Origin of the sequence: Pseudoalteromonas peptidolytica, from assembly GCF_012641745.1 — a bacterium.
In the GTDB taxonomy this organism is placed as follows: Bacteria; Pseudomonadota; Gammaproteobacteria; order Enterobacterales; family Alteromonadaceae; genus Pseudoalteromonas; species Pseudoalteromonas peptidolytica.
In genome coordinates, this window is the sequence record NZ_WEHZ01000017.1 from 1 (window position 1) to 25572 (window position 25572).

At 44.1% G+C, this 25572-nt stretch carries 21 protein-coding genes and 1 tRNA gene; 6 read left to right on the top strand and 16 right to left on the bottom strand.

Translation table 11 applies throughout. The features are described 5' to 3' along the window. The 15 genes from F9Y84_RS12175 to deoC form a co-directional block, all read right to left on the bottom strand. On the bottom strand, positions 1–127 hold a 127-nt coding region (locus tag F9Y84_RS12175; RefSeq protein ID WP_033023824.1), incomplete at its 3' end, for a GTP-binding protein. A gap of 57 nt (positions 128–184) precedes the next feature. Continuing rightward, a complete protein-coding gene (gene fusA / locus F9Y84_RS12180; protein WP_125251556.1) occupies positions 185–2299 on the bottom strand; it encodes an elongation factor G in 2115 nt (704 codons plus the stop codon). 27 nt (positions 2300–2326) lie between these two features. Then, entirely contained in the window at positions 2327–2797 is a 471-nt protein-coding gene (rpsG, locus tag F9Y84_RS12185; RefSeq protein WP_099031881.1) for a 30S ribosomal protein S7, read from the bottom strand. A gap of 101 nt (positions 2798–2898) precedes the next feature. Further along, positions 2899–3273, bottom strand: coding sequence for a 30S ribosomal protein S12 (gene rpsL, locus F9Y84_RS12190; protein WP_010387308.1), 375 nt, complete (start codon positions 3271–3273; stop codon positions 2899–2901). A 385-nt stretch (positions 3274–3658) separates the two neighbouring features. Beyond that, entirely contained in the window at positions 3659–7840 is a 4182-nt protein-coding gene (gene rpoC / locus F9Y84_RS12195) for a DNA-directed RNA polymerase subunit beta' (protein WP_147389240.1), read from the bottom strand. A 109-nt stretch (positions 7841–7949) separates the two neighbouring features. After that, on the bottom strand, positions 7950–11975 hold the full coding sequence (gene rpoB / locus F9Y84_RS12200; RefSeq protein WP_125251554.1) for a DNA-directed RNA polymerase subunit beta: 4026 nt from the start codon (positions 11973–11975) through the stop codon (positions 7950–7952). Positions 11976–12322: 347 nt separating this feature from the next. Further along, entirely contained in the window at positions 12323–12685 is a 363-nt protein-coding gene (rplL, locus tag F9Y84_RS12205) for a 50S ribosomal protein L7/L12 (RefSeq protein ID WP_125251553.1), read from the bottom strand. A gap of 71 nt (positions 12686–12756) precedes the next feature. Then, a complete protein-coding gene (gene rplJ, locus F9Y84_RS12210) occupies positions 12757–13251 on the bottom strand; it encodes a 50S ribosomal protein L10 (protein WP_147389241.1) in 495 nt (164 codons plus the stop codon). A gap of 335 nt (positions 13252–13586) precedes the next feature. Next, positions 13587–14291: a 50S ribosomal protein L1 gene (gene rplA, locus F9Y84_RS12215; protein ID WP_125251551.1), complete on the bottom strand. Its 705-nt coding sequence runs from the start codon at positions 14289–14291 to the stop codon at positions 13587–13589. 6 nt (positions 14292–14297) lie between these two features. Then, on the bottom strand, positions 14298–14726 hold the full coding sequence (rplK, locus tag F9Y84_RS12220; protein ID WP_099642992.1) for a 50S ribosomal protein L11: 429 nt from the start codon (positions 14724–14726) through the stop codon (positions 14298–14300). A 166-nt stretch (positions 14727–14892) separates the two neighbouring features. Further along, positions 14893–15450 (bottom strand): transcription termination/antitermination protein NusG, encoded by a 558-nt coding sequence (gene nusG, locus F9Y84_RS12225; protein WP_010376230.1) that lies wholly within the window; start codon positions 15448–15450, stop codon positions 14893–14895. Between the two features lie 4 nt (positions 15451–15454). Beyond that, the gene (gene secE / locus F9Y84_RS12230; RefSeq protein ID WP_147389242.1) at positions 15455–15832 is read right to left on the bottom strand and encodes a preprotein translocase subunit SecE; all 378 of its coding nucleotides are present in this window, start codon (positions 15830–15832) and stop codon (positions 15455–15457) included. A 133-nt stretch (positions 15833–15965) separates the two neighbouring features. Next, positions 15966–16042 (bottom strand) — tRNA-Trp (locus F9Y84_RS12235). 96 nt (positions 16043–16138) lie between these two features. After that, positions 16139–16639 (bottom strand): hypothetical protein, encoded by a 501-nt coding sequence (locus tag F9Y84_RS12240; RefSeq protein WP_125251550.1) that lies wholly within the window; start codon positions 16637–16639, stop codon positions 16139–16141. After that, positions 16617–17372: a deoxyribose-phosphate aldolase gene (deoC, locus tag F9Y84_RS12245; RefSeq protein ID WP_147389243.1), complete on the bottom strand. Its 756-nt coding sequence runs from the start codon at positions 17370–17372 to the stop codon at positions 16617–16619. Before deoC ends, F9Y84_RS12240 begins: the two co-directional genes overlap by 23 nt. A 350-nt stretch (positions 17373–17722) precedes the next feature. Between deoC and cysG the strand changes: the two genes are divergently transcribed. From cysG to cysQ, 6 genes are read left to right on the top strand one after another with little or no spacing between them, the layout of a single operon-like run. After that, entirely contained in the window at positions 17723–19144 is a 1422-nt protein-coding gene (cysG, locus tag F9Y84_RS12250; RefSeq protein ID WP_147389244.1) for a siroheme synthase CysG, read from the top strand. A 42-nt stretch (positions 19145–19186) separates the two neighbouring features. After that, a complete protein-coding gene (gene cysD, locus F9Y84_RS12255) occupies positions 19187–20086 on the top strand; it encodes a sulfate adenylyltransferase subunit CysD (protein WP_125251547.1) in 900 nt (299 codons plus the stop codon). After that, positions 20086–21501, top strand: a complete 1416-nt coding sequence (gene cysN, locus F9Y84_RS12260) for a sulfate adenylyltransferase subunit CysN (protein WP_147389245.1) — start codon at positions 20086–20088, stop codon at positions 21499–21501. The genes cysD and cysN overlap by 1 nt, the downstream gene beginning before the upstream one ends. A gap of 33 nt (positions 21502–21534) precedes the next feature. Next, the gene (locus F9Y84_RS12265; RefSeq protein ID WP_176033321.1) at positions 21535–23259 is read left to right on the top strand and encodes an SLC13 family permease; all 1725 of its coding nucleotides are present in this window, start codon (positions 21535–21537) and stop codon (positions 23257–23259) included. Between the two features lie 11 nt (positions 23260–23270). Continuing rightward, entirely contained in the window at positions 23271–23867 is a 597-nt protein-coding gene (cysC, locus tag F9Y84_RS12270; protein WP_147389247.1) for an adenylyl-sulfate kinase, read from the top strand. A 3-nt stretch (positions 23868–23870) separates the two neighbouring features. Beyond that, the gene (gene cysQ, locus F9Y84_RS12275) at positions 23871–24641 is read left to right on the top strand and encodes a 3'(2'),5'-bisphosphate nucleotidase CysQ (RefSeq protein ID WP_125251543.1); all 771 of its coding nucleotides are present in this window, start codon (positions 23871–23873) and stop codon (positions 24639–24641) included. 79 nt (positions 24642–24720) lie between these two features. Here the strand turns inward: cysQ and F9Y84_RS12280 are convergent, their stop codons facing one another. Continuing rightward, on the bottom strand, positions 24721–25539 hold the full coding sequence (locus F9Y84_RS12280) for an arylamine N-acetyltransferase family protein (RefSeq protein WP_225740792.1): 819 nt from the start codon (positions 25537–25539) through the stop codon (positions 24721–24723). Between the last annotated feature and the right edge of the window lie 33 nt (positions 25540–25572).

A 25572-nucleotide genomic window follows, 5' to 3' on the forward strand; every position in this document is an offset into this window, starting at 1 on the left:
CACCACCGTATACTTTTGCAAGTACGTTAGTGATTGCTGCAGTTAGAGTTGTTTTACCGTGGTCAACGTGGCCGATTGTACCTACGTTTACGTGCGGTTTTACGCGTTCAAACTTTTCTTTTGCCATTTTAAAATTTCCTATAAAGAAATTAAAGTCCAGCCCTAAGACCGGACCGAACTAAAATTACTTAACAGCGCGAGCTGCAATTATTGCATCAGCTACATTTTTAGCCGCTTCAGCATACTTTAGAAACTCCATTGAGTATGATGCGCGACCCTGAGTAGCAGAGCGTAAATCTGTTGCATAACCAAACATTTCAGAAAGCGGTACCTGAGCATTAACTTGCTTAGAGCCACCAAATGCTTCTTCCATGCCTTCAATTATGCCACGACGACGGTTTAAGTCGCCTACTACATCACCCATGTTTTCTTCAGGGGTGATTACTTCTACTTTCATGACAGGCTCAAGTAAAACTGGACTTGCTTCTAGCGCACCATTTCTAAAGCCCATCGAACCGGCGATTTTAAACGCCATCTCGTTTGAATCGACATCGTGGAACGAGCCATCAAACAAAGTGGCTTTGACACCCAATAGCGGATAACCAGCAAGAACACCTTGCTTCATCTGCTCTTGAATCCCTTTATCAACCGCTGGGATATACTCTTTTGGTACTGTACCGCCTACGATTTCGTTAACGAATTCATATATTGGCGCATCGTCATCAGAGACATCCATTGGTTCTAGCTTCAACCAAACGTGACCATATTGACCACGACCACCAGATTGACGCACAAACTTACCTTCAGCTTCAACAGAAGCTCGGATAGTTTCACGGTATGCAACCTGAGGCTTACCAACGTTACACACAACGTTAAACTCACGCTTCATACGATCGACAATGATATCTAAGTGAAGCTCACCCATACCAGAGATAATCGTTTGACCTGATTCTTCGTCCGTTTCTACGCGGAATGAAGGATCTTCTGCTGCAAGCTTACCGAGTGCAACGCCCATTTTTTCTTGGTCAGCTACTGTTTTAGGTTCTACTGCGACTGAGATTACGGGCTCAGGAAATTCCATACGTTCTAACGTAATTGGCGCTTCTTGAGCACAAAGTGTATCACCAGTAGTTACATCTTTTAGGCCGATAGCAGCCGCGATGTCACCCGCATGAACTTCTTTAATCTCTTCACGCGAGTTAGAGTGCATTTGAACAATACGTCCAAAACGCTCTTTTTTACCTTTAACAGGATTTAGTACCGAATCACCCTGGCTCACTTTACCAGAATAAACTCGGAAGAAAGTAAGTGTGCCGACGAATGGATCGGTTGCGATCTTAAATGCAAGCGCCGCAAACGGTGCATTATCGTCAGCTTCACGCGTATCTTCGGTTTCGTCATCTAAGACACCTTGGATAGCCTTTACTTCAGTAGGCGACGGCATGAATTCAATTACAGCGTCAAGCACAGCTTGAACACCTTTGTTCTTGAATGCGCTACCTGTCGTCATAGGCACAATTTCATTGGCCAATGTGCGTTGGCGAAGGGCTGATTTAATCTCTTCTTCGCTCAACTCACCATCTTCAAGATATTTTTCCATTAGTTCTTCAGAAGCTTCTGCTGCACTCTCAATTAGATGAGAGCGCCATTCTTCAGCAAGCTCTTGAAGGTCTGCAGGGACCTCTTCGTAAGTGAAAGTCATCCCCTGGTCTTCTTCATTCCAGTTAATCGCTTTCATTTTGATGAGGTCAATAACACCTTTAAATTCGTCTTCAGCACCAATCGGCAACTGAATAGGCACAGGTGTAGCACCAAGACGTTTTTTAACCTGCTCAACTACAGACAAGAAATCTGCACCCGTACGATCCATCTTATTGACAAAAATCATACGTGGCACTTCATACTTATTTGCCTGACGCCAAACCGTCTCAGTTTGCGGTTGCACACCTGATGAAGCACACAACACAACAACAGCACCATCAAGTACACGCAATGAGCGCTCTACTTCGATAGTAAAATCTACGTGTCCTGGAGTATCGATGATGTTTATACGATGCTCATCAAACTGAGCATCCATCCCTTTCCAAAAACACGTTGTTGCAGCAGAAGTGATCGTGATACCACGCTCTTGCTCCTGCTCCATCCAGTCCATAGTTGCGGCACCGTCGTGTACTTCACCAATCTTATGAGAAAGACCAGTATAGAAAAGTACGCGCTCGGTCGTAGTTGTTTTACCCGCATCTACGTGAGCACAAATACCGATGTTACGGTAGCGCTCAATAGGAGTTGTCCGTGCCATAATATCCTCTTAAAGGGTGTTAGCAGATTACCAACGGTAGTGAGCGAATGCTTTGTTCGCTTCAGCCATACGGTGAACGTCTTCACGTTTCTTAACCGCAGTGCCTTTGTTTTCAGCAGCGTCGATCATCTCTTGAGCAAGACGAAGACCCATTGATTTTTCGCCACGCTTACGAGCAGCTTCAACCAACCAACGCATACCTAGTGCGTTACGACGCACTGGACGTACTTCTACTGGTACTTGGTACGTTGAACCACCAACACGGCGAGATTTAACCTCTACCTGTGGGCGAACGTTATCAAGTGCAGCTTCAAAGATTTCTAGGTGCGACTTGCCTGATTTTTCAGCAGCCACGTCTAGCGCACCATATACGATTTTTTCAGCAGTAGATTTCTTGCCGTCAAGCATTACTACGTTAACGAATTTAGCAAGAAGCTCTGATCCGAACTTCGGATCTGGAAGAATTTTACGTTGACCTATTACGCGTCTTCTAGGCATTTTCTTTCTCCGGTATCTTCAGGTCCGTGTGTTACACGGATTCCCAAAACAATATATAAAAATTTAAAACTTAAGTGCTTGGCCTTACTAACGGAGAACCATTAGCCCTTAGGACGTTTTGCACCGTACTTAGAACGACCTTGCTTACGGTCGTTAACACCCGCACAGTCAAGCGCACCACGAACTGTGTGGAAACGCACACCTGGTAAGTCTTTAACACGACCACCACGGATTAGGATTACACTGTGCTCTTGAAGGTTGTGGCCTTCACCGCCAATGTATGAAGTTACTTCGAAACCGTTCGTTAGACGAACACGCGCTACTTTACGTAATGCAGAGTTTGGTTTCTTTGGTGTCGTTGTATATACACGAGTACATACTCCACGCTTTTGTGGACAAGCTTTAAGAGCAGCTGAGTTGCTCTTAGTAACCTTGCTACGACGTGGCTTACGCACTAGCTGGTTAATAGTTGCCATTAAATAGCTCCTGAATTAATAAATTACTACTGAAAAATAAAATCTTACCATTTAAGCGCGCTTCAATTTATTGAACGACTAAAATGGGTGGCCGAATTTTAATGACCAAAGTTTAACCTGTCAACCAAAAGTAATCATTAGCGGTCTTTAAATACCTTGAACCTAGCCTATTTTCAGCTTGAACTTATTGAAAGTTAACAAATCTTATGGGATTAGCGGAAAAACGATTATTGCAGTATACATATTCATATGACGTTTTGATGGCAACACGACAGGTCGCAACTTTGGCATGCTTTTCCTTAAATAGACCATAATAGTATAGGCATAAAAAAACCGCTGTGGAGTTAGCACAGCGGCTTTTAACTTATTTAGCTAACTGACTCGATTACTCGTTGCCACCTAGTAAATCAGCGTTTAATGCGTCTGTTAGCGCTTGAGTTGCTTCTTCCGCACTTACTGTTTGTTCTTCAAGTGCAGCTTCGCCTTGCTTACGACGATTGATACGCTCTTCATGGTAAGCAAAACCTGTACCCGCTGGGATCAAACGACCCACGATTACGTTTTCTTTCAGACCACGTAGCTCATCGCTCTTACCATTCACAGCCGCTTCTGTTAGAACACGAGTTGTTTCTTGGAACGATGCAGCTGAGATGAACGACTCAGTCGCAAGTGATGCTTTGGTAATACCCATCAGCTGAATTTCAAACTTAGCTGGGATCTTACCTTGCTTTTCTAGCTCACGATTTGCGATGTTAACACGCGCAACTTCTGCTTGCTCACCTGCTAGGAATTCGCTGTCACCACCATCAAGGATGATACACTTACGAAGCATCTGACGAACGATAGTCTCAATGTGCTTATCGTTAATCTTTACACCCTGTAGGCGGTATACTTCTTGTACCTCGTTAGTGATGTAATTAGATACATCAGTAACACCACGCAAACGTAGGATATCGTGCGGTGATTCTGGACCATCGGCAATAACTTCACCTTTAGCCACTTGCTCACCTTCGAACACGTTAAGCTGACGCCATTTCGGGATCATTTCTTCGTACGCATCACCTTCATCAGGTGTGATCACAAGGCGCTTCTTACCTTTAGTCTCTTTACCGAAGCTAACAGTACCTGTGATTTCTGCAAGAATTGCAGGATCTTTTGGTTTACGCGCTTCGAATAGGTCAGCAACTCGAGGTAGACCACCCGTAATGTCACGTGTCTTCGAACCTTCTTGTGGGATACGAGCTAGTACAGAACCTGGTAGTACTGTTGCACCATCTGTGATTTCAATCGTTGTGAATGAAGGTAGACGGATCTCTTGAAGACCACGCTCTTCGTTCTCAATGATTAGTTTAGGCTCTTTCGCGTTTACTTTCGCAAGATCCTTAACAACCACACGTGTTAGACCAGTTAACTCATCAGTCTGTGCTTCAGTGTTTGAATCGTCGATATCGCTGAACGATACTTTTGATTCATGTTCAATGATGATTGGGTGACTATGCGGATCCCAAGTAGCAACGATGTCGTTACCTTTAACGTCAGCACCATCTTGTACAGTTAATACTGCACCGTAAGGTACTTTATAACGCTCTTTCTCACGACCGTGCTCATCGATAATCGTGATCTCGGTTGAACGAGACGTGATAACGATTTTGCCATCAGCATTGATTACAAACTTCGCATTGTGCAGCTTCAAGTTACCATTGTTCTTAACTTGAACACTGTTCTCTGCAGACGCTCGAGATGCCGCACCACCGATGTGGAATGTACGCATCGTAAGCTGTGTACCCGGCTCACCGATTGACTGTGCCGCGATTACACCAACTGCTTCACCAGGATTGATGATATGGCCACGGGCCAAGTCACGACCGTAACAGTGTGCACACACACCAAAGTCGTTTTGACAGGTGATTACAGAACGTACTTTAACTTCGTCTACTGAATGCTCTTCTAAAAGATCACACAGTTTTTCGTCAAGCATTACGTTACGTGCAACAAGTACTTCAGTAGTACCTGGCTTACATACATCTTCCGCAACAACACGACCTAGTACTCGCTCGCGAAGTGGTTCTACAACGTCACCACCTTCGATTAGCGGCTTCATTACTAGACCTTCTTCGGTGCCACAGTCTGATTCGTTGATAACCAAATCTTGTGCTACGTCTACTAGACGACGAGTTAGGTAACCCGAGTTCGCTGTCTTAAGTGCAGTATCCGCTAGACCCTTACGTGCACCGTGCGTCGAGATAAAGTACTGTAGTACGTTTAGACCTTCACGGAAGTTCGCTGTAATTGGCGTTTCGATGATTGAACCATCTGGACGTGCCATTAGACCACGCATACCCGCTAGCTGACGGATCTGAGCAGCACTACCACGAGCGCCCGAGTCTGCCATCATAAACACTGAGTTAAATGACGGTTGCTCTTCTTCGTTACCTTCAGCGTTGATAACCGTTTCTTTTGAAAGGTTAGCCATCATCTCGCGAGAAAGGTTTTCGTTTACACGTGACCAGATATCGATAACTTTGTTGTATTTCTCACCGGCAGTTACAAGACCTGATTGGAACTGTTGGTTGATTTCTGCAACCTCAGCTTCCGCACGATCGATGATCTCACCTTTAGTTGGTGGGATTACCATGTCATTGATACCGATAGAAACACCAGACTTCATCGCGTAGTGGAAACCGGTATACATCACTTGGTCAGCAAAGATAACTGTATCTTTAAGACCTAGACGACGGTAACACTCATTAAGAAGACCTGAAATTTGTTTCTTACCTAGTGGTTTATTGATCAGTTCAAACGGCAAACCTTCAGGGATATTCAATGAAAGGATTGCACGACCTACTGTCGTATCTACTAGGTGAGTTAACGTGCCGCGCTCACGTGTTTCTTCGTCGATAGTCACTTCTGTGATACGCACTTTAACACGAGCGTGAAGCTCAGCAGCACCTACACGGTATGCTTTTTCAGCTTCTTTTGCATCTTTAAATACAGTGCCTTCACCTTTACCGTTGATGCGATCGCGAGTCATGTAGTAAAGACCTAGTACAACGTCCTGTGAAGGAACGATAATTGGCTCACCGTTCGCTGGTGCTAGGATGTTGTTGGTAGACATCATCAATGCACGCGCTTCCAACTGCGCTTCAAGCGTCAGTGGGACGTGAACCGCCATTTGGTCACCATCGAAGTCAGCGTTGTACGCCGCACACACTAGCGGGTGCAGGTGAATCGCTTTACCTTCGATAAGTACTGGTTCGAATGCTTGGATACCTAGACGGTGAAGTGTTGGTGCACGGTTAAGTAAAACCGGATGCTCTCGGATAACTTCGTCTAGTACGTCCCAAACCTCAGGTACTTCACGCTCAACCATCTTCTTCGCAGCTTTGATGGTTGTCGCCATACCACGGCGCTCTAATTTACCGTAGATAAATGGCTTGAATAGCTCAAGTGCCATCTTCTTAGGTAGACCACACTGATGTAGTTTCAGCGTAGGACCAACGGTGATAACAGAACGGCCTGAGTAGTCAACACGCTTACCTAGAAGGTTTTGACGGAAACGACCTTGCTTACCTTTAATCATGTCTGCAAGCGACTTAAGTGGACGCTTGTTAGAACCTGTAATTGCACGGCCACGACGACCATTATCAAGTAGCGCATCAACCGCTTCTTGAAGCATACGCTTTTCGTTACGTACGATGATGTCAGGTGCAGCTAAGTCTAGAAGACGCTTCAAGCGGTTGTTACGGTTGATTACACGACGGTAAAGGTCGTTCAGATCTGAAGTCGCAAAACGACCGCCATCTAGTGGTACTAGAGGACGTAGATCTGGTGGAAGTACTGGTAATACGCTCATTACCATCCACTCAGGGTTGTTACCTGATTGGTGGAACGCTTCCATTAGTTTTAGGCGCTTGGTGATTTTCTTACGCTTGGTTTCAGAGTTGATTGTTGGTAACTCTTCACGCATTTCAGCGATTAACTGACCAAGGTCTAGCTCGCGAAGTAGATCAAGTACAGCTTCTGCACCCATCTTAGCTTCAAACTCATCACCGTGCTCTTCAAGCGCATCTAGGTATTCTTCTTCACCTAGTAATTGACCGCGCTCAAGCGTAGTCATACCCGGCTCAGTTACCACGAATGATTCGAAGTAAAGTACACGTTCGATATCACGAAGCGTCATATCTAGCATTAAGCCAATACGTGACGGAAGTGATTTCAAGAACCAAATATGTGCAACTGGGCTAGCCAGCTCAATGTGACCCATACGGTCACGACGTACTTTTGTTAGCGTTACTTCAACGCCACACTTTTCACAGATAACACCACGGTGCTTCAAGCGCTTGTATTTACCACACAAACACTCGTAATCTTTTACTGGGCCGAAAATACGGGCACAGAATAAGCCATCACGCTCAGGCTTGAAAGTACGATAGTTGATTGTCTCAGGTTTCTTTACTTCACCGTAAGACCATGAACGCACCATGTCTGGCGAAGCAAGACCAATGCGAATTGCGTCGAATTCTTCGGTCTTATTTTGTTGCTTCAGAAACTTAAGTAAGTCTTTCACCTTAGCTCTCCTGTCGGAGGTTAATCTTGAGGGTAAACGCTGTTTACCCCTACATTCTTTTCAGTCCGGTTGCTGTTAAGCAACGCCGCAGCGCACTGCGGCGGTCGGATTAAATTTCTTCCAACTCGATGTTGATACCTAGTGAGCGGATTTCTTTCAACAATACGTTGAACGACTCAGGCATACCCGGTTCCATCTTGTGGTTACCGTCAACGATGTTTTTATACATCTTGGTACGACCGTTTACGTCATCCGACTTCACTGTCAACATTTCTTGTAGCGTGTAGGCAGCACCGTATGCTTCTAGTGCCCATACCTCCATCTCACCGAAACGCTGACCACCGAACTGTGCCTTACCACCCAGCGGCTGCTGAGTTACTAGGCTATAAGAACCAGTTGAACGCGCGTGCATCTTGTCATCAACTAGGTGGTTCAGTTTCAGCATGTACATGTAGCCCACTGTCACCTGACGCTCAAACGCATCACCAGTACGACCGTCATATAGCGTAACCTGACCACTTCTCGGATAACCACCAAGCTCTAACATGTCTTTGATTTCAGCTTCACGTGCACCGTCAAATGCTGGAGTTGCGATTGGTAGACCACCTTTAAGGTTTGCTGCCAAGCGACGGATTTCATCATCAGAGAAGTTAGCAATATCTACTTTCTGGCGACAATCACCAATTTCGTAAGCTTTCTTGATGAATTCACGCAGCTCATGAATTTCGCGTTGCTCTTTCATCATTTCTTCAAGACGTTCACCGATACCACGAGCAGCTAGACCCATGTGGGTTTCTAGGATCTGACCGATGTTCATACGAGACGGTACACCTAGAGGGTTAAGTACGATGTCTACAGTACGACCTTTGTCATCGTAAGGCATATCTTCAACAGGAACGATAGTTGAAATAACACCCTTGTTACCGTGACGACCAGCCATCTTATCACCAGGTTGGATACGACGTTTAACAGCTAGGTATACTTTAACAATCTTAAGTACGCCAGGTGCTAGGTCATCACCTTGAGTGATCTTGCGACGCTTGTTCTCGAAGCGCTTGTCGTAGTCAGCTTTAAGCTCGTCATACTGTGCAGCTAGTTGCTCAAGCTCTGCTTGATGCTCTTCATCCGCAAGACTTTGCGTTAGCAATTTCTCAGTATTAAAGCCAGCTATTTGCTCTTCACTCATACCTGCTTTGATCAGTAGGTTACGAGCGTGAGTTAGGATACCGCCTTCAAGGATTCTAAACTCTTCGTTGAAGTCTTTCTTCGCTTCACGAAGCTGCATTTCTTCAACTTCTAATGCACGTTTGTCTTTTTCAACGCCATCACGCGTAAACACTTGTACATCGATTACTGTACCAGATACTGAGTTTGGTACACGTAGCGAGCTATCTTTTACGTCAGATGCTTTTTCACCGAAGATTGCACGTAGTAGCTTTTCTTCTGGTGTTAGCTGCGTTTCGCCTTTAGGTGTTACTTTACCTACAAGGATATCGCCGCCTTTCACTTCAGCACCGATGTATACAACGCCAGACTCATCAAGTTTGCCTAGTGCAGATTCACCCACGTTTGGAATATCCGCAGTGATCTCTTCTGGGCCAAGCTTAGTATCACGGGCAATACATTGAAGCTCTTGGATGTGGATAGTCGTTAGACGATCTTCTTTTACAACGTTCTCTGAAAGTAGGATTGAATCCTCGAAGTTGTAACCATTCCAAGGCATGAACGCCACACGAAGGTTTTGACCAAGTGCTAAGTCACCAAGGTCTGTTGAAGGACCATCAGCAAGTACATCACCACGTACTACCGGCTCACCAACCATACAAGTTGGTTTCTGGTTAATACAAGTGTTTTGGTTTGAGCGTGTGTACTTAGTTAAGTTATAGATGTCGATACCCGCTTCACCAGGGATACGCTCATCTTCATTAACGTTAACAACAATACGGCTCGCATCAGCATATTTAACAATACCACCACGCTTCGCAACGATAGTTACACCAGAGTCTTTTGCTAGTGTACGCTCGATACCAGTACCAACTAACGGCTTATCAGCACGTAGTGTAGGTACAGCTTGACGTTGCATGTTCGATCCCATCAATGCACGGTTTGCGTCATCGTGCTCTAGGAATGGAATAAGTGCCGCGGCCACAGAGATTACCTGCTGTGGAGATACGTCCATATACTGAATGCTGTCGCTTGGCATAAAGGTTGATTCACCTTTAAAACGACAAGGAATTAGTTCTTCAGCAAATTGGTTATCATCAGTTAGCGTTGTATTCGCCTGTGCGATAACGAACTGACCTTCTTCAATTGCTGATAGGTAATCAACATCGTCAGTAACGATTCCATCTACTACTTTGCGGTATGGAGTCTCTAAGAAACCATAGTCGTTTGTACGCGCGTAAGTAGATAGTGAGTTGATTAGACCGATGTTTGGACCTTCAGGCGTTTCGATTGGACAAACACGACCATAGTGCGTTACGTGTACGTCTCGTACCTCGAAGCCTGCACGTTCACGTGTTAAACCACCCGGACCTAATGCAGAAATACGACGCTTGTGCGTTACTTCTGAAAGCGGGTTGTTCTGATCCATAAACTGTGAAAGCTGTGAAGAACCAAAGAATTCTTTTACTGCTGCTGAGATTGGCTTAGCGTTGATCAAATCCTGTGGCATCACGTTATCTAGGTCACCAAGACTTAGACGCTCACGTACCGCACGCTCAACACGTACAAGACCTACACGGAATTGGTTTTCTGCCATTTCACCTACAGAACGAATACGACGGTTACCTAAGTGGTCGATATCATCTACATCGCCTTTACCGTTACGGATGTCGATTAACACCTTCATCACACTAACGATGTCTTCTTTAGATAACGTGCCTTCGCCTTCGTCTGAATCATAACCAACTCGGCTATTGAACTTCATACGACCAACAGTCGATAGATCATAACGCTCTTCAGAGAAGAATAGGTTATCAAATAACGCTTCTGCAGCTTCTTTTGTCGGTGGCTCACCAGGGCGCATCATGCGGTAGATTTCTACCAATGCCTCTAGGCGGTTATTTGTAGAGTCAATACGTACTGTTTCTGACATGTACGCACCGCTGTCGACTTCATTGATATAAAGGGTATCAATCTTCGTGTGACCAGCTTTTACCAGCTCAGCCATAAGCTCAAGAGAAAGCTCAGCGTTCGCTTCTGCAATGATTTCGCCTGTTGACTCGTCAATATAGTTGTTAGCAACGATACGCCCAATGATGTACTCATGCGGTACTTCAAGGGTATCAATACCTTGCTTTTCTATACTCTTAATATGACGTGCAGTTATACGACGGCCTTGCTCAACTAGTACATCACCATTTGCATCTTTGATGTCAAATGCTGCGGTTTCACCACGCAGACGTGAAGGTACAAGCTCCATCAACACTTTACCATCTTTTACTTCGAAACTGGTTGTCTCAAAGAATAGTGCCAAAATCTCTTCAGTCGTGTACTCAAGTGCACGTAAGATGATAGATGCAGGTAATTTACGACGACGGTCAATACGTACGTAAAGGTTATCTTTTACATCGAATTCAAAGTCTAACCATGAACCACGGTAAGGAATTACACGTGCGTTATATAGTACTTTACCAGATGAATGTGATTTACCACGGTCGTTATCAAAGAATACACCAGGTGAACGGTGTAGCTGAGAAACGATAACACGCTCAGTACCATTAATTACAAAAGTACCGGTGTCAGTCATGAGCGGGATTTCGCCCATGTAAACTTCTTGCTCTTTTATGTCTTTGACCGTGCCAGGTGCATCTTTGTCCATTAGCACAAGACGTAGTTTAACGCGAAGTGGAGCAGAATATGTCACACCGCGGATTTGACATTCTTTAACGTCAAATACTGGCTCGCCAATACGATAACTAACGTATTGAAGCTCAGAATTGCCCGAGTAGCTCTTGATAGGAAATACAGAACGGAATGCAGCTTCCAGTCCAGTATCACCATCAGCGTCAGGCGCAATGAACTTATCGAACGATTCCAACTGCATTTGCAGTAGGAAAGGTATATCCAAAACCTGTGGACGTTTACCAAAATCCTTACGGATACGTTTCTTTTCAGAATAAGAGTAAGCCATGGGGTTCCTCAGCTTGCTGATCTTTGACCCAACCTGTCCAAAATTGAACAGACTTCACTGGCATCTAAGCCATGATAACAACATCTAAATTGTCACACTAACTTGCTTAACTAAGGACTTTAATACGCATCAGTTGCGCTTTATTGAAGTTCTAGTGTAACCAAGACAGTGTATCTTCAAACGCCATTGCGATTTTCAACAAAGATCTAAGTTATTGAAAATTACACTGAAATTTGAAGTTATATGCACGATAGAAATACATCGCTCTATAGCGCAAAAAGGCCGGTGATTAAATAATCACCAGCCCTTGCCTGATTTCTCAGGCAGCGAACCTAGCGGGAGCTAGATTACTTGATCTCAACTTCAGCACCAGCTTCTTCAAGATCTTTCTTAAGTGCTTCAGCTTCGTCCTTAGATACACCTTCTTTGATAGGTGCAGGAGCAGACTCAACTAGCGCCTTAGCTTCTTTAAGGCCTAGACCTGTTGCGCCACGTACCGCTTTGATTGCAGCAACTTTGTTACCGCCAGCAGCAGCTAGGATTACGTCGAACTCAGTCTTTTCTTCAGCAGCTTCAGCAGGGCCAGCAGCAACAACAGCAGCAGCTGCAGTTACACCGAACTTCTCTTCCATAGCTTCAACTAGTTCAACAACTTCCATTACTGACATTTCAGCAATCGCGTCAAGGATTTGGTCTTTAGTTACAGACATTTCAAATTTCCTAATTATTCACGAACCCAAGTGGTTCTAAAAATTTATTGATGAAAGGAGCGGTGCTTGGATTAAGCAGCTTGCTCAGCTTTCTGTACACGTACTGCTTCAATTGTTTTACACAATTTACCGGCAGACGCTTCTTTCATAGCGCTCATTAAGCGTGCAACAGCTTCGTCGTAAGTAGGTAGCTTAGCAAGCATTTCTACGTCAACGATGTCACCTTCGAATGCAGCAGTCTTAAGCTCAAATGCTTCGTTCTTTTTCGCGAAATCAGCAAAGATACGCGCAGCAGCACCTGGGTGCTCTGAAGAGAAAGCGATTAGGCTTGGGCCTACTAGCGACTCGTTAAGACATTCATAGTCAGTGCCTTCAACAGCACGTTTAGCTAGAGTGTTACGAACGACTTTCATCCATACACCCGCTTCACGAGCTTCTTTACGAAGAGCAGTGATCGCGTCTACTGTCACACCACGAGAATCTGCAACAACTGCAGATAGAGCACCTTTGGCAGCTTCGTTGACTTCAGCAACAATTGCCTTTTTGTCTTGAAGATTTAAAGCCATGGGTGTTACTCCTGGTTTGTTGGGAAAAACTTCCCAGTTCTACTTTACTCTACCGAAGTAGAGCTGCTTTTTACGGCGAGAACCAGAAGATTAGGAAAATCTAGCTGGGATTCACACCGTCTACGTAGGCGATTAATTAAGCAAAAGCAAGCTTTTGCACCTACGGTCTTGGACGGAAACGCAATTTATCGATTTATTGTAGACTATTAAGAAAACAATTTTCGAAATTATACGCTTCAACCCGAATTCTTTGCTTTGTAAAGAAGCACACTTCTCTACAAAATGGCGCAAAATTATAGTCTAATTTTTACGCCATGTAAACGCCAAACTCTAAATTATACTACTTGAGTATTTAGTGTAGCTTGGTCTACAGCAACACCTGCACCCATCGTAGTAGAGATGCTTACTTTCTTCACAAAAGTACCTTTTGCAGTAGAAGGCTTAGCCTTCTTAAGCGCAATGATTAGCGCTTCAAGGTTTTCTTGAAGTTGGTTAGCGTCAAAGTCTACTTTACCGATAGTAGTGTGGATGATACCGTTTTTGTCGTTGCGGTAACGAACCTGACCAGCTTTAGCGTTCTTAACAGCTTCTGCAACGTTAGGTGTTACAGTACCTGTCTTAGGGTTAGGCATAAGACCACGTGGACCTAGGATTTGACCTAGTTGACCAACAACGCGCATTGCATCTGGAGAAGCAACAACAACGTCAAAGTTCATTTCGCCTTTTTTAACTTGCTCAGCAAGGTCTTCCATGCCTACTAAATCAGCACCAGCTTCTTTAGCAGCTTCAGCATTTGCACCTTGAGTGAATACCGCTACACGTACTTCACGACCAGTACCGTGAGGTAGTACAGTTGCACCACGTACGTTTTGGTCAGATTTACGAGCATCGATACCCAGGTTTACAGCAACGTCTACACTTTCAACAAACTTAGCAGTAGCAAGTTCTTTAAGAAGAGCAACAGCTTCGTTGATTTCGTACTCTTTAGTGACATCCACTTTTTCGCGGATAGTACGCATACGCTTAGTTAATTTAGCCATTCTCTATTACTCCTCTACGTTCAAGCCCATTGCACGTGCAGAACCTGCGATCGTGCGTACAGCTGCATCCATATCAGCAGCAGTAAGATCTGGACGTTTCATCTCAACGATCTCTTCAAGTTGAGCACGAGTAACTGTACCAACTTTCTCAGTGTTAGGACGACCAGAACCAGACTTGATACCAGCTGCCTTCTTAAGAAGGTATGCAGCAGGTGGAGTCTTCATGTCAAAAGTGAATGAACGGTCACTGTAAACAGAAATAATTACAGGAACAGGTGCACCTTTCTCTAGAGACTCTGTACGTGCGTTGAACGCTTTACAGAATTCCATGATGTTCACACCGTGTTGACCTAGTGCAGGACCTACTGGAGGACTAGGGTTAGCCATACCAGCAGCAACTTGTAGCTTGATTAAAGCTTCAACTTTCTTAGCCATGATAATACCTCAATTGTGGGTCTTTGCCTCGTGCGCGCGAGGACGCGTACTCAAACGGCTTCCCAGTTAAAAAAACAGTCTTTTTGTCGCGTTTTTTACGCAATAACAAAAAGGCCGCTGATTATAGATTAATCAGCGGCCTTTGACAACTTTTTCAAGTTAGATTTTACTTGTCTTTCTCAACCTGACCAAATTCTAGGTCTACAGGCGTTGAACGACCGAAGATAAGTACCGATACCTTTAAGCGGCTCTTTTCGTAATCCACTTCTTCAACCACACCGTTGAAGTCAGCAAATGGACCATCGGTAACACGAACGACTTCACCAGGTTCAAACAATGTCGCTGGTTTCGGTGCTTCCGCGTTTTCTTGCAGACGGTTAAGAATACGATCAGCTTCTTTCTGACTGATTGGTGCAGGGCGGTCTGACGTACCACCAACAAAGCCCATTACACGTGGTGTGCTATTCACCAAGTGCCAAGACGCATCGTCCATTACCATTTGAACCAAGACATAGCCAGGGAAGAATTTACGCTCAGATTTACGTTTCTGACCTGCACGCATTTCAACCACTTCTTCAGTCGGCACAAGGATCTCACCGAATAGGTCTTCTAGCCCTTCGATTTTAATATGCTCGATAATGGTTTGTGCTACGCGTTTTTCAAAACCTGAAAACGCTTGGATCACGTACCAACGTAATTTCTTTTCTTTATTCTCATCCGACATGGGATCAGATCTCCAATCCAGTTAAAAAGCCTACTGCACGGAAAAGTATACCATCTAATCCCCATAGGATTAATGCCATAATCACCGTTGCAATGATCACGATGAAAGTAGTGTGAGTCGCTTCCTGACGCGTTGGCCAGATAACTTTACGTACTTCAATACGTGATTCTTTAGCAAAAGCGATAAAGGTACGGCCTTTCTCAGTCGTTACCAAAATGCCCAAAGCCACAGCGATAGCCGCAACTACGCCAACAGCGCGTACTAAAACAGATAAATCGGCATATAGATAATTACCAACTACGGCACCAGTTAGAAGTGCAATAGCAGCTAGCCACTTTACCGTGTCCATCGAGCTTGACGAGTTTTCAACATTAGTGCTCATAATCAATTTTACCTTAAATACAGACACAACAACCCTGCATAGAACAGGGTAAATCCATTCAATCCAAATTTACAAATAAGCGACTTAAGTGGTTTTGGGTCACGTTATTTTAAATGTGGACTTGTTGCTGAATTGGCAGGGGCGGCAGGACTCGAACCCGCAACCATCGGTTTTGGAGACCGCTGTTCTACCAATTGGAACTACGCCCCTGCAAAGTGGATGCCCATTATACTGACGAAGCAAACGAAAACAAGTGTAAAAGATGTGCAAAGTAGCAATTAATCAGATCTTGAATTTGTATCGCGATTAAAAAAGCTGCAAAAGCTCCCCTTGATAAAAATCACAAAGTAGCCAAACCTCCTCAAATGGATGGCTATCCGGTATCGCCCAGCTGTTTTTGAGACGTTTAAAATCCTCACTATGATAAATGGGGCTAGCATTTCGAATTAGTAGCCATACGCGCTCTGAATCATATTTCTTTTTAGCTTTTTGATTTAACAGACGTTGCAGCCCGATACTTAAAGGATCGCTATTAACAGTTTGACTCATTGCCGCCAATTCGCGTTGAATAGAAAGTGATAATGGACGCCCGAGCACCGCCATGGCTTCTTGTTCGCTGGCATAAAAATGGGCAACCTCTATATCAAGTTTGTATTCTCCTTGATAGCAGCTCACATCCGGCTTATTTGGCTGGTTATGCCAAATATGACGCATAGGTACCGAAAACTGTTCTTCATAGCAACGTAAAAACAGTTTCACGGCATCATGCTCTAATTTAATTTTTTCAGCTTCGCTTGCTCTGTCCATTTACAACCACTGCAACATCACTCAATAAGCTTGAAGCACCGAACCTAAAATTATCAGCGTTCAACCAATTTGCGCCCATAATATCCTCTGCCATGCGTAAATAGACTTGGGCTTCAGTCACAGACTTTACGCCACCTGCCGCTTTGAAACCAACGTCTTTACCGCTATTTTTAATGACCTGTAAGATCACTTCAGCCGCTTCAGGTGTCGCATTCACCGTAACCTTGCCTGTACTTGTTTTGACAAAGTCAGCACCCGCCATAATGGCTAATTGCGACGCTTCTGCAATTAACTTAGATGTTGCTAGCACACCACTTTCAATAATCACTTTTAGTTTGGCTTTCCCCGCACACAGCGCCTTACTAGATTGTACATATTGCCATGGCGTATCAGGGTCTCCGGCTATCAATTGTTGATAAGGCAATACCAGGTCTATCTCATCAGCGCCATCGGCAATAGCCTGCTGAGTCTGTTTCAGTACTTGCTCTAGCTTTTGTTCCCCTGACGGAAAGTTTGTAACCGTTGCTATTTTTATTGTTTGCCACTGGCGTATTTGCAGTTGCTGCTTCACCAGTGTGACGAATTGTGGGTACACGCAAATGGCGGCAGGTAAACCAATAGTTGGATCTATGCTGTCTAGCAACGCCATGATACTTTGCGTAGTGTCATTGTCTTTCAACGAGGTTAAATCCATCAAACTCAGTGCCAGCTGAGCATCAGCTTTAACTGTCATTATTGTTTTCCTTTTCACTGTATTTAGAAAGCCAAGTTAAAAGCATACGCTAAAACAGCAATAGGACAAATGTCCGCTCTTTGATGGATAACTACCCATACTGTGGCTCTTGCTACTTTATAATGAATAACTCATAACCAAAGGCTATATATTAACTTAGGCTGGGTCAAAACAAACTTAACCGCATGAAAAAATAGAAAAATTAATTTAAACCGTGATTTTTATAACTTTTGGTTATATGGGGTCGGTTTAAATTATTTTTTCCTCGTTTTGCAACTCTATATGCTGCCAACTATCAATGATGCTGGACACCGGTCTGACATCCATTATCAAAAAGTTAAGAGGTCGCTGTGCAATACTTGCCTATTTTTACCAAATTAGAAAATAAACCTGTGTTAATCATAGGCGGTGGTGAAGTTGCACTAAGAAAGTGTCGTGCCTTCTTGAAAGTAAACGCAGCTATTACGTTAGTCGCTCCAATATTTTGCTCTGAACTTGAAACACTTGCTGCCGAAGCTCAAGTGACACTTAGAAATAAAAAGTTTGACGAAACAGATTTAGATAATGCGATGCTGGTAATTGCAGCCACCGACATTGAAGCTGTCAACGCCGAAGTCGCGCAATTAGCAGAAGCACGTAACCTATTTGTTAACGTTGTCGATGACCAACCGAAGTGCAACTTTATCTTCCCCTCTATTGTCGACAGAAATCCAATTACCATCGCCATATCCAGTGCAGGCACAGCTCCGGTACTTGCAAGGCGCTTACGTGAAAAATTAGAAACACTGATACCTCAACATATCGGCCCACTTGCGAATTTAGTGGGCCAATTTAGACATAAGGTAAAGTCACGGTTTAAGCACTTTGCTGATAGACGACAATTTTGGGAATCAGTTTTCGATTCAAATGTAGTTAGTGAAGTACAAGCTGGCAATAATGAAAGTGCACAAATGCAACTTGAAGCCATGTTAGCAAGTACTCCTTCACCTGAAGGCGAGGTTTATGTCGTCGGTGCGGGCCCTGGAGACCCAGAGCTACTGACGCTTAAGGCATTACAACTAATGCAACAAGCAGATGTTGTGGTGTATGATTACTTAGTTTCTGATGAAATCATGGAACTTGTACGTCGCGACGCTGATTTGATCTGCGTCGGTAAAAAAGCAGGCAACCATAGTGTAAAGCAAGAGCAAACCAATCAAATTCTGTTAGATCTCGCAAAACAAGGCAAGAAAGTTTGTCGTATAAAAGGGGGAGATCCCTTTATTTATGGCCGAGGTGGAGAAGAAGTTCAAGTACTTGCAGAGCATGGGATCCAATATCAAATCGTACCTGGGATCACAGCAGCAGCTGGCTGTAGCGCCTATGCAGGGATCCCGCTAACGCATAGAGATCATGCTCAAGCGATCCAATTCGTTACTGGCCACTGTAAACAAGATGGCCAAGAATTAGATTGGGAGGGGTTAGCGAAAGCCAACCAAACCCTCGCGGTTTACATGGGTGTGATCAAATCTCCCCATATTCAAGCACAATTGCTTGCGCATGGTCGTTCACCTAGCACCCCTGTCGCCATAGTTGAGAATGGCACGCGACAATCACAGCGGGTAATAAGAACACAGCTTGACCAATTAGCCAAAGCAATCGATGAACATAGTATATGCTCGCCTGCTCTGCTGATAATCGGTGAGGTCGCTGCATTACATGAGCAACTAGCTTGGTTTAATCAGAACAATCAAATAAGCAGTTTCGCTCAACCGATTACGCAAGTTGCGTAATCACTGTACAAGATAGTTAAATTTATAAGTAGGACATAAATCATGGCTTTAACTCATCTCCAGCAATTAGAAGCTGAGAGCATAAAGATTATTCGTGAGGTTGCCGCTGAGTTTGAAAACCCAGTAATGTTGTATTCTATTGGCAAAGACTCTTCGGTACTGCTGCACCTGGCGAGAAAGGCATTCTTCCCTGCAAAAATACCATTTCCTTTGCTCCATGTTGATACTAACTGGAAATTCAGAGAGATGATTGAATTTCGCGATCGCTTAGCAAAAGAATATGGCTTTGAATTGCTTGTGCACAAAAACCCTGAAGGGCTCGAAATGAATATTAGCCCCTTCGTCCACGGCTCCGCCAAGCATACCGACATTATGAAAACACAAGGCCTAAAGCAGGCTCTTGACCAATATGGCTTTGACGCTGCATTTGGCGGCGCCCGTCGTGATGAAGAGAAATCCAGAGCAAAGGAGCGAGTTTACTCATTTAGAGATAAACATCACCGCTGGGATCCAAAAAATCAACGACCAGAGCTGTGGAATACCTATAACGGCCAAGTGAATCCTGGTGAGAGCATCCGCGTATTCCCATTATCTAATTGGACTGAGCTTGATATTTGGCAATACATCTATCAAGAGCAAATTGAAATCGTTCCGTTGTATCTCTCTAAGCCCCGCCCGGTAGTAGAAAGAAACGGTACACTTATCATGGTTGATGATGATCGTATGCCACTTGCTGAAGGTGAAGTGCCGGAAATGAAATCTGTACGCTTCAGAACACTTGGCTGCTACCCGCTAACGGGCGCTGTTGAGTCAGAAGCAGATACATTAACTGGTATTATTGAAGAGATGTTGCTATCAACGTCGTCAGAACGTGAGGGCCGAGTCATTGATCATGATTCAGCAGGGTCAATGGAGAAGAAAAAGCGTGAGGGGTATTTCTAATGTCAACGGCAAATGAAGTAAAAGAATTAGGCATTGAAACCTATTTAACGCGTCAACAAGACAAAAGCTTGTTGCGCATGATGACCTGTGGCAGCGTTGATGACGGTAAGTCAACACTGATTGGTCGCCTGCTCCACGACAGTCACCAAATTTATGAAGACCAACTAGCGGCACTACACAAAGACAATGAAAAAGTTGGCAATGCTGGTGAAGAGCTAGATTTAGCATTACTTGTTGATGGCTTACAGGCTGAGCGTGAACAAGGTATTACCATTGATGTGGCTTACCGCTATTTCTCGACAGCGAAGCGTAAATTTATTATTGCCGATACGCCGGGACACGAGCAATACACCCGCAACATGGTAACAGGAGCCTCGACCAGTGATTTAGCCATTATTCTGGTTGATGCCCGATATGGTGTTCAAGTACAAACAAAGCGTCATAGTTTTATCTGTGACTCTTTAGGCATCAAGCAGTTTGTAGTCGCGATAAACAAAATGGATATTGTTGACTTTGAAGAAGCCGTTTTTGAACGCATTAAAGCTGACTATTTAAAGTTTGCTGAGCAACTGAATGTAGAAGATATTCGCTTTGTACCCATGTCTGCATTGAAAGGTGACAACGTTGTTAATCGCTCAGAAAAAACACCTTATTACAATGATAAGCCACTACTTGAACTACTCGAAGATTCTCCGGCAGCAGAACCGAATCACACATTCGAAGCGCGCTTCCCAGTACAGTATGTAGTGCGACCAAACTTAGATTTTCGTGGATTTCAGGGAACCCTAACATCTGGCAACTTACGTGTAGGTGACGCCGTTAAGATCCTACCTTCAGGCAAAACGTCAACGATTAAAGAGTTGGTGACATTTGATGGTAACCTAGCACAGGCAGAAACGGGTCAAGCATTCACCATCACCCTCAATGACGAAGTAGATGTCAGCCGTGGAGATGTCATTGTGCCAGCCAACTCCAGCGCTCAAGTTACCAATAAACTTAGTGCTAAGCTTGTATGGATGCATGAAACGCCGCTACAACTTGGTAAGAGCTACAATATCAAACTAGGTAGCAAGAAAACCACTGCAACCATAACGCACATTGACTATACCATTGATGTCAATACTCTTGAGCATGGCCAGGCAGATTCATTGTCATTAAATGAAATTGCCATTGTAACACTCGAGCTGACTGAAAATGTAGTTGCTGACGAGTATAGCCGCAATCATGAGACTGGCTCGTTCATTTTAATTGACCGCCTCACCAACCTAACCATTGGTGCAGGTATGGTCGCAGAGGTACAAACTGCGACCACCACATCCTCAAGTCAATTTAGCGACTTTGAGATTGAGTTTAACGCATTAGTTCGCAAGCATTTTCCACATTGGCAAGCGCTTGATATTTCGAAATTAAAATAATGCACCAGCGCCTGTTAGTCGAGGTATGACAGTATTATGGAACAAGTCATTTTAACAGGCATTATGCTAGCGTTAATCGTGTGTCTATTTGCCACACGTATTAACGCAGCTTGGCTGTTTACAGGTGCAATTGCAACGAGTTATTTGACTGGATTGATCGATTTAGAATCCATGCTAGCCAATTATGCTAATCCTTCGTTGATCACGCTTGTTTTGCTCATTTTGGTTTCCATAGCAATAGAAAAAACAACGCTGGTAAGCAAACTTGCCCAGTCAATGGCACAAGGGAGCTTAACAAAAGCGGTTTTAAAGCTTGGACTATCAACTGCATTTTTATCTTCTTTTACCAATAATACAGCTGTAGTGGCATCTCTCATTACTAAGGTTAAGGAGAGTAAAACCCACGCCCCCTCTAAGCTTCTACTCCCATTGTCATATACCGCCATCTTAGGTGGAACTTTGACATTAATAGGGACATCAACAAACTTAATCGTCAATGGTTTTGCTGTTGAAGCTGGTATGGCGCCATTTGGCTTCTTTGATTTTACCTTGGTAGGACTGGCGGTTTTGGCCGTTGGTTTGGTGACTATCACCATCATGCTTAAGTATTTGCCTGATAATGGAAAAAATGATGACGAAGTGGTGCCGTTCTATCTTGAAGGAAGAGTAGAGCCTAGCTCAAAACTCGTCGGTCGTACCGTAGAGGAAAATGGTCTACGCGACTTGAAAGACTTATTCCTTGCCGAAATCATACGTGGAGAAAGGCGTATTTGTGCAGTTACGCCACAACAAGAGATCCTTTCAGGCGACGTATTATTATTTGTTGGAGACATCAATTCAGTCCCCCTCTTGCAACGTTTTGATGGACTCAAGATAGTCCATGATAAACACGAAAAAGACGTGGAGCATTTAGTCGAAGTCGTTGTTAGCCAATCGTCTCGATTCTTAGGGAAAACCATTAAAGAGATCCGCTTTAGAGAACAGTTTCATGCTGCGATTATCGCCATTCGTCGTGGACATGATCGACTACAAGGAGGGATCGGGCAAGTTAAGTTACAAGCAGGTGACTCATTAATTTTGGCACCGAGTAGTGACTTTTATGCACTGCCAAACCTGAAACGCGAGTTTGTCTATATTTCAGGACTAGACCTTCAAGCACACCTTTCTAGCAATAAGTCTAATACGGTGTTGGCTAGTTTTGCCACCGTCATTGGCTTGAGTATCTTTGGTATTGTGCCGCTAGTTAAAGGGCTAATTGTTTTATTAGGCGCACTTGTACTACTTGGTACTATTAAAGTACCTGAGATGAAACGTCGCTTTCCCATCGAGCTGGTCGCGATCGTCGGCAGTGCAATTGGGCTCGCCAAACTCATGATTGAAACCGGGTTGGCAGCTGAAATTTCATCTAGCCTGCTGTGGCTACTCGGAGATTTTGGTCCTTATGGTGCCTTTATCGCTATTTTTGTGATGACGGTAGTATTTACAGAGCTTATTACTAACAACGCGGCAGCCGCACTGTCATTTCCGGTTGCCTATGCACTCGCGAGCGGCTTTGGGGTCAACCCCTTGCCTTTTGTGATGGCGGTCGCGTTTGGTGCATCAGCAAGTTTTATTTCACCATTTGGTTACCAAACAAACCTAATGGTGTATAGCGCAGGCAACTACCGTATTCGTGACTACATCACCATAGGGCTGCCCTTGTCGTTGATTTATTCCGCAACGGTACTCATTGTAATTCCATTTGTCTTTCCATTTTAACAGAGCAGAATATGGACGAAAATATTGTTTGGCATCACTATGCCGTAGATAAAACCAAACGCAGCCAATTAAAAGCTCATAGACCTTGTATACTTTGGTTTACTGGCTTTTCAGGCTCGGGGAAAAGTACTGTAGCCAATGCCTTAGAACATGCACTGTTAGCGCGAAATATACATACCTATCTATTAGATGGCGATAATGTCAGACATGGGCTCTGTAAAGATTTAGGATTTAGCGATGCTGATCGTGTCGAAAATATTCGCCGGGTTGGTGAGTTAAGTAAGCTAATGGTCGATGCCGGACTGCTCGTGCTCACCGCTTTTATTTCGCCTTTTCAAGCCGAGCGAGATATGGTTCGTGACTTGGTGTCTGAAGGTGAGTTTATTGAGGTTTACCTTGATACTCCACTCGACGTTTGTGAGCAGAGAGACCCAAAAGGACTGTATAAAAAAGCGCGTGCAGGCGAGATAAAACATTTTACCGGCATTGATTCTGCGTATGAGCCCCCAATTAACCCAGAAATATGTTTAAATACTTCTGAGCAGTCGTTGGAATGTTCTGTCCAGCAACTAATAGAGTATCTACTGTCAAAAAATATCATAAGGTAAGTCATGAATCATACGGATCTGCTAGAAGAAGTATTAAATCTGAGTATTCGCGCTGGTGAAGCAATTATGAAGATTTATGCCAAGGACTTTAACATTGAATTTAAAGAAGATGAGAGTCCAGTCACTGAGGCAGATCTTGCTGCACATAAAGTGATAGTTGCAGGACTAAAAGAACTTACCCCAGAGCTCCCAATTTTAAGCGAGGAAAGTGCGGTAATTGACTGGGAAGAACGCCGCCAGTGGCAATCATACTGGCTAGTTGACCCAATCGATGGCACAAAGGAATTTATCAAAAAAAATGGGGAGTTTACCGTCAACATCGCGCTTATCAACAACGGCGAACCCATTCTGGGTGTCGTTCATGCTCCGGCACTCAATGAAAGCTACCTCGCTGAACAAAGCATTGGCGCTTTCAAACAAACCGGTGAAGCGCGCATTGAACTTAAAGTCACCACTAAACCAAACCAAGGCGTAATTAAAGTGGTTGGTTCGCGCTCCCACCCGTCAGCTGATCTTGCACAATATCTTACCCGTTTTGAACAAGTTGATATGGTACCAAAGGGAAGCTCATTGAAGTTATGCTTAGTCGCAGAAGGCAAAGCCGATGTATACCCACGCCTAGGCCCCACTTCTGAATGGGATACAGGCGCTGGACATGCAGTTGCAAATATCGCTGGAGCAAGCGTAGCCCAGCTCAATGGTGAGCCGCTACGGTATAACCAAAAAGCTGACTATCTCAATCCTTACTTTGTGGTGTCTAGATTAGAAGAGTGATACCACATAATCGCTTATACATGTTAGCCCGAGATTAACTCAACCGATACCGCCAATCTTGGCGTAGGGTTTACTTATGCTAAGTATTGGTTGGTTTATTCGCAGCCCGAGTCAGTACTTTATCGTACACCTGTTTTAAAACTTCGCTGGGTACAGTTAAAGAAAATTGTTCTCTTACTAACTTCTCAAGCTGCGCAAAGCTTTCGATCGGTTGCTCTACTACATTTCCATCGCACTCATGCCATTCAAAGTAGCTTTGGTTTCGGATCAAGTAGCGATGGCAATGACTGACACGAGATACAATCAAGTTATTGACAAACCCAGCATCAGGGTGTTGATGAGAGAAAAAATGGCCGATTTCACAATCTGATTCAAAGATTTCACCCAAGTCAACATGATACAAAGTGAGCGGAGCTTCTCCTTCCTCTAACAATGTCACTTTCACATAATCAGATGATTTTTGTACCTGATAAGTTTGGCGTCCTTGTATACTAAGCGCTTGGTTGATATTGATGGGTGCTTGGGGAGACTTTACCCCAAAACCAACGTCAACTAAATACTCTTCCCCTTCCAGTTCTAGTAGCGTCATGCGATGAGAGCGAGGGTTGTCCTGTTGACCATTGAGCATTACCCTTGCAAGCACAGGTCGAACCGTAAAGCCTAGCTGTTGTAACGCCAAATAGGCAATCTTATTTTGTTCAAAACAATAGCCACCTTGCTTTTGGGTGATTAGGCGATTAAATAAAGCGTCTTCATCAAGTAATAAGCGTTCACCATACATAGCATTAATACTTGAAAAGGCGTATCGATCTAAATGTTTTTGCTGCAACTCAGTTACAAGTGCAAGGCCTGAGCCTTGCTCTAGAGACAAGCTATCTAGGTAATTTTTAATATTCATTGCTAATTCCATCACTGAATCCTTAAGTTGATG

Excerpts from the sequence above, each read along its gene's own strand:
- fusA (WP_125251556.1), bottom strand. The coding sequence starts at position 2,299 with ATGGCACGGACAACTCCTATTGAGCGCTACCGTAACATCGGTATTTGT.
- rpsG (WP_099031881.1), bottom strand. The coding sequence starts at position 2,797 with ATGCCTAGAAGACGCGTAATAGGTCAACGTAAAATTCTTCCAGATCCG.
- rpsL (WP_010387308.1), bottom strand. The coding sequence starts at position 3,273 with ATGGCAACTATTAACCAGCTAGTGCGTAAGCCACGTCGTAGCAAGGTT.
- rpoB (WP_125251554.1), bottom strand. The coding sequence starts at position 11,975 with ATGGCTTACTCTTATTCTGAAAAGAAACGTATCCGTAAGGATTTTGGT.
- rplL (WP_125251553.1), bottom strand. The coding sequence starts at position 12,685 with ATGTCTGTAACTAAAGACCAAATCCTTGACGCGATTGCTGAAATGTCA.
- rplJ (WP_147389241.1), bottom strand. The coding sequence starts at position 13,251 with ATGGCTTTAAATCTTCAAGACAAAAAGGCAATTGTTGCTGAAGTCAAC.
- rplA (WP_125251551.1), bottom strand. The coding sequence starts at position 14,291 with ATGGCTAAATTAACTAAGCGTATGCGTACTATCCGCGAAAAAGTGGAT.
- rplK (WP_099642992.1), bottom strand. The coding sequence starts at position 14,726 with ATGGCTAAGAAAGTTGAAGCTTTAATCAAGCTACAAGTTGCTGCTGGT.
- nusG (WP_010376230.1), bottom strand. The coding sequence starts at position 15,450 with ATGTCGGATGAGAATAAAGAAAAGAAATTACGTTGGTACGTGATCCAA.
- secE (WP_147389242.1), bottom strand. The coding sequence starts at position 15,832 with ATGAGCACTAATGTTGAAAACTCGTCAAGCTCGATGGACACGGTAAAG.
- F9Y84_RS12240 (WP_125251550.1), bottom strand. The coding sequence starts at position 16,639 with ATGGACAGAGCAAGCGAAGCTGAAAAAATTAAATTAGAGCATGATGCC.
- deoC (WP_147389243.1), bottom strand. The coding sequence starts at position 17,372 with ATGACAGTTAAAGCTGATGCTCAGCTGGCACTGAGTTTGATGGATTTA.
- cysD (WP_125251547.1), top strand. The coding sequence starts at position 19,187 with ATGGCTTTAACTCATCTCCAGCAATTAGAAGCTGAGAGCATAAAGATT.
- cysN (WP_147389245.1), top strand. The coding sequence starts at position 20,086 with ATGTCAACGGCAAATGAAGTAAAAGAATTAGGCATTGAAACCTATTTA.
- cysC (WP_147389247.1), top strand. The coding sequence starts at position 23,271 with ATGGACGAAAATATTGTTTGGCATCACTATGCCGTAGATAAAACCAAA.
- cysQ (WP_125251543.1), top strand. The coding sequence starts at position 23,871 with ATGAATCATACGGATCTGCTAGAAGAAGTATTAAATCTGAGTATTCGC.
- F9Y84_RS12280 (WP_225740792.1), bottom strand. The coding sequence starts at position 25,539 with ATGAATATTAAAAATTACCTAGATAGCTTGTCTCTAGAGCAAGGCTCA.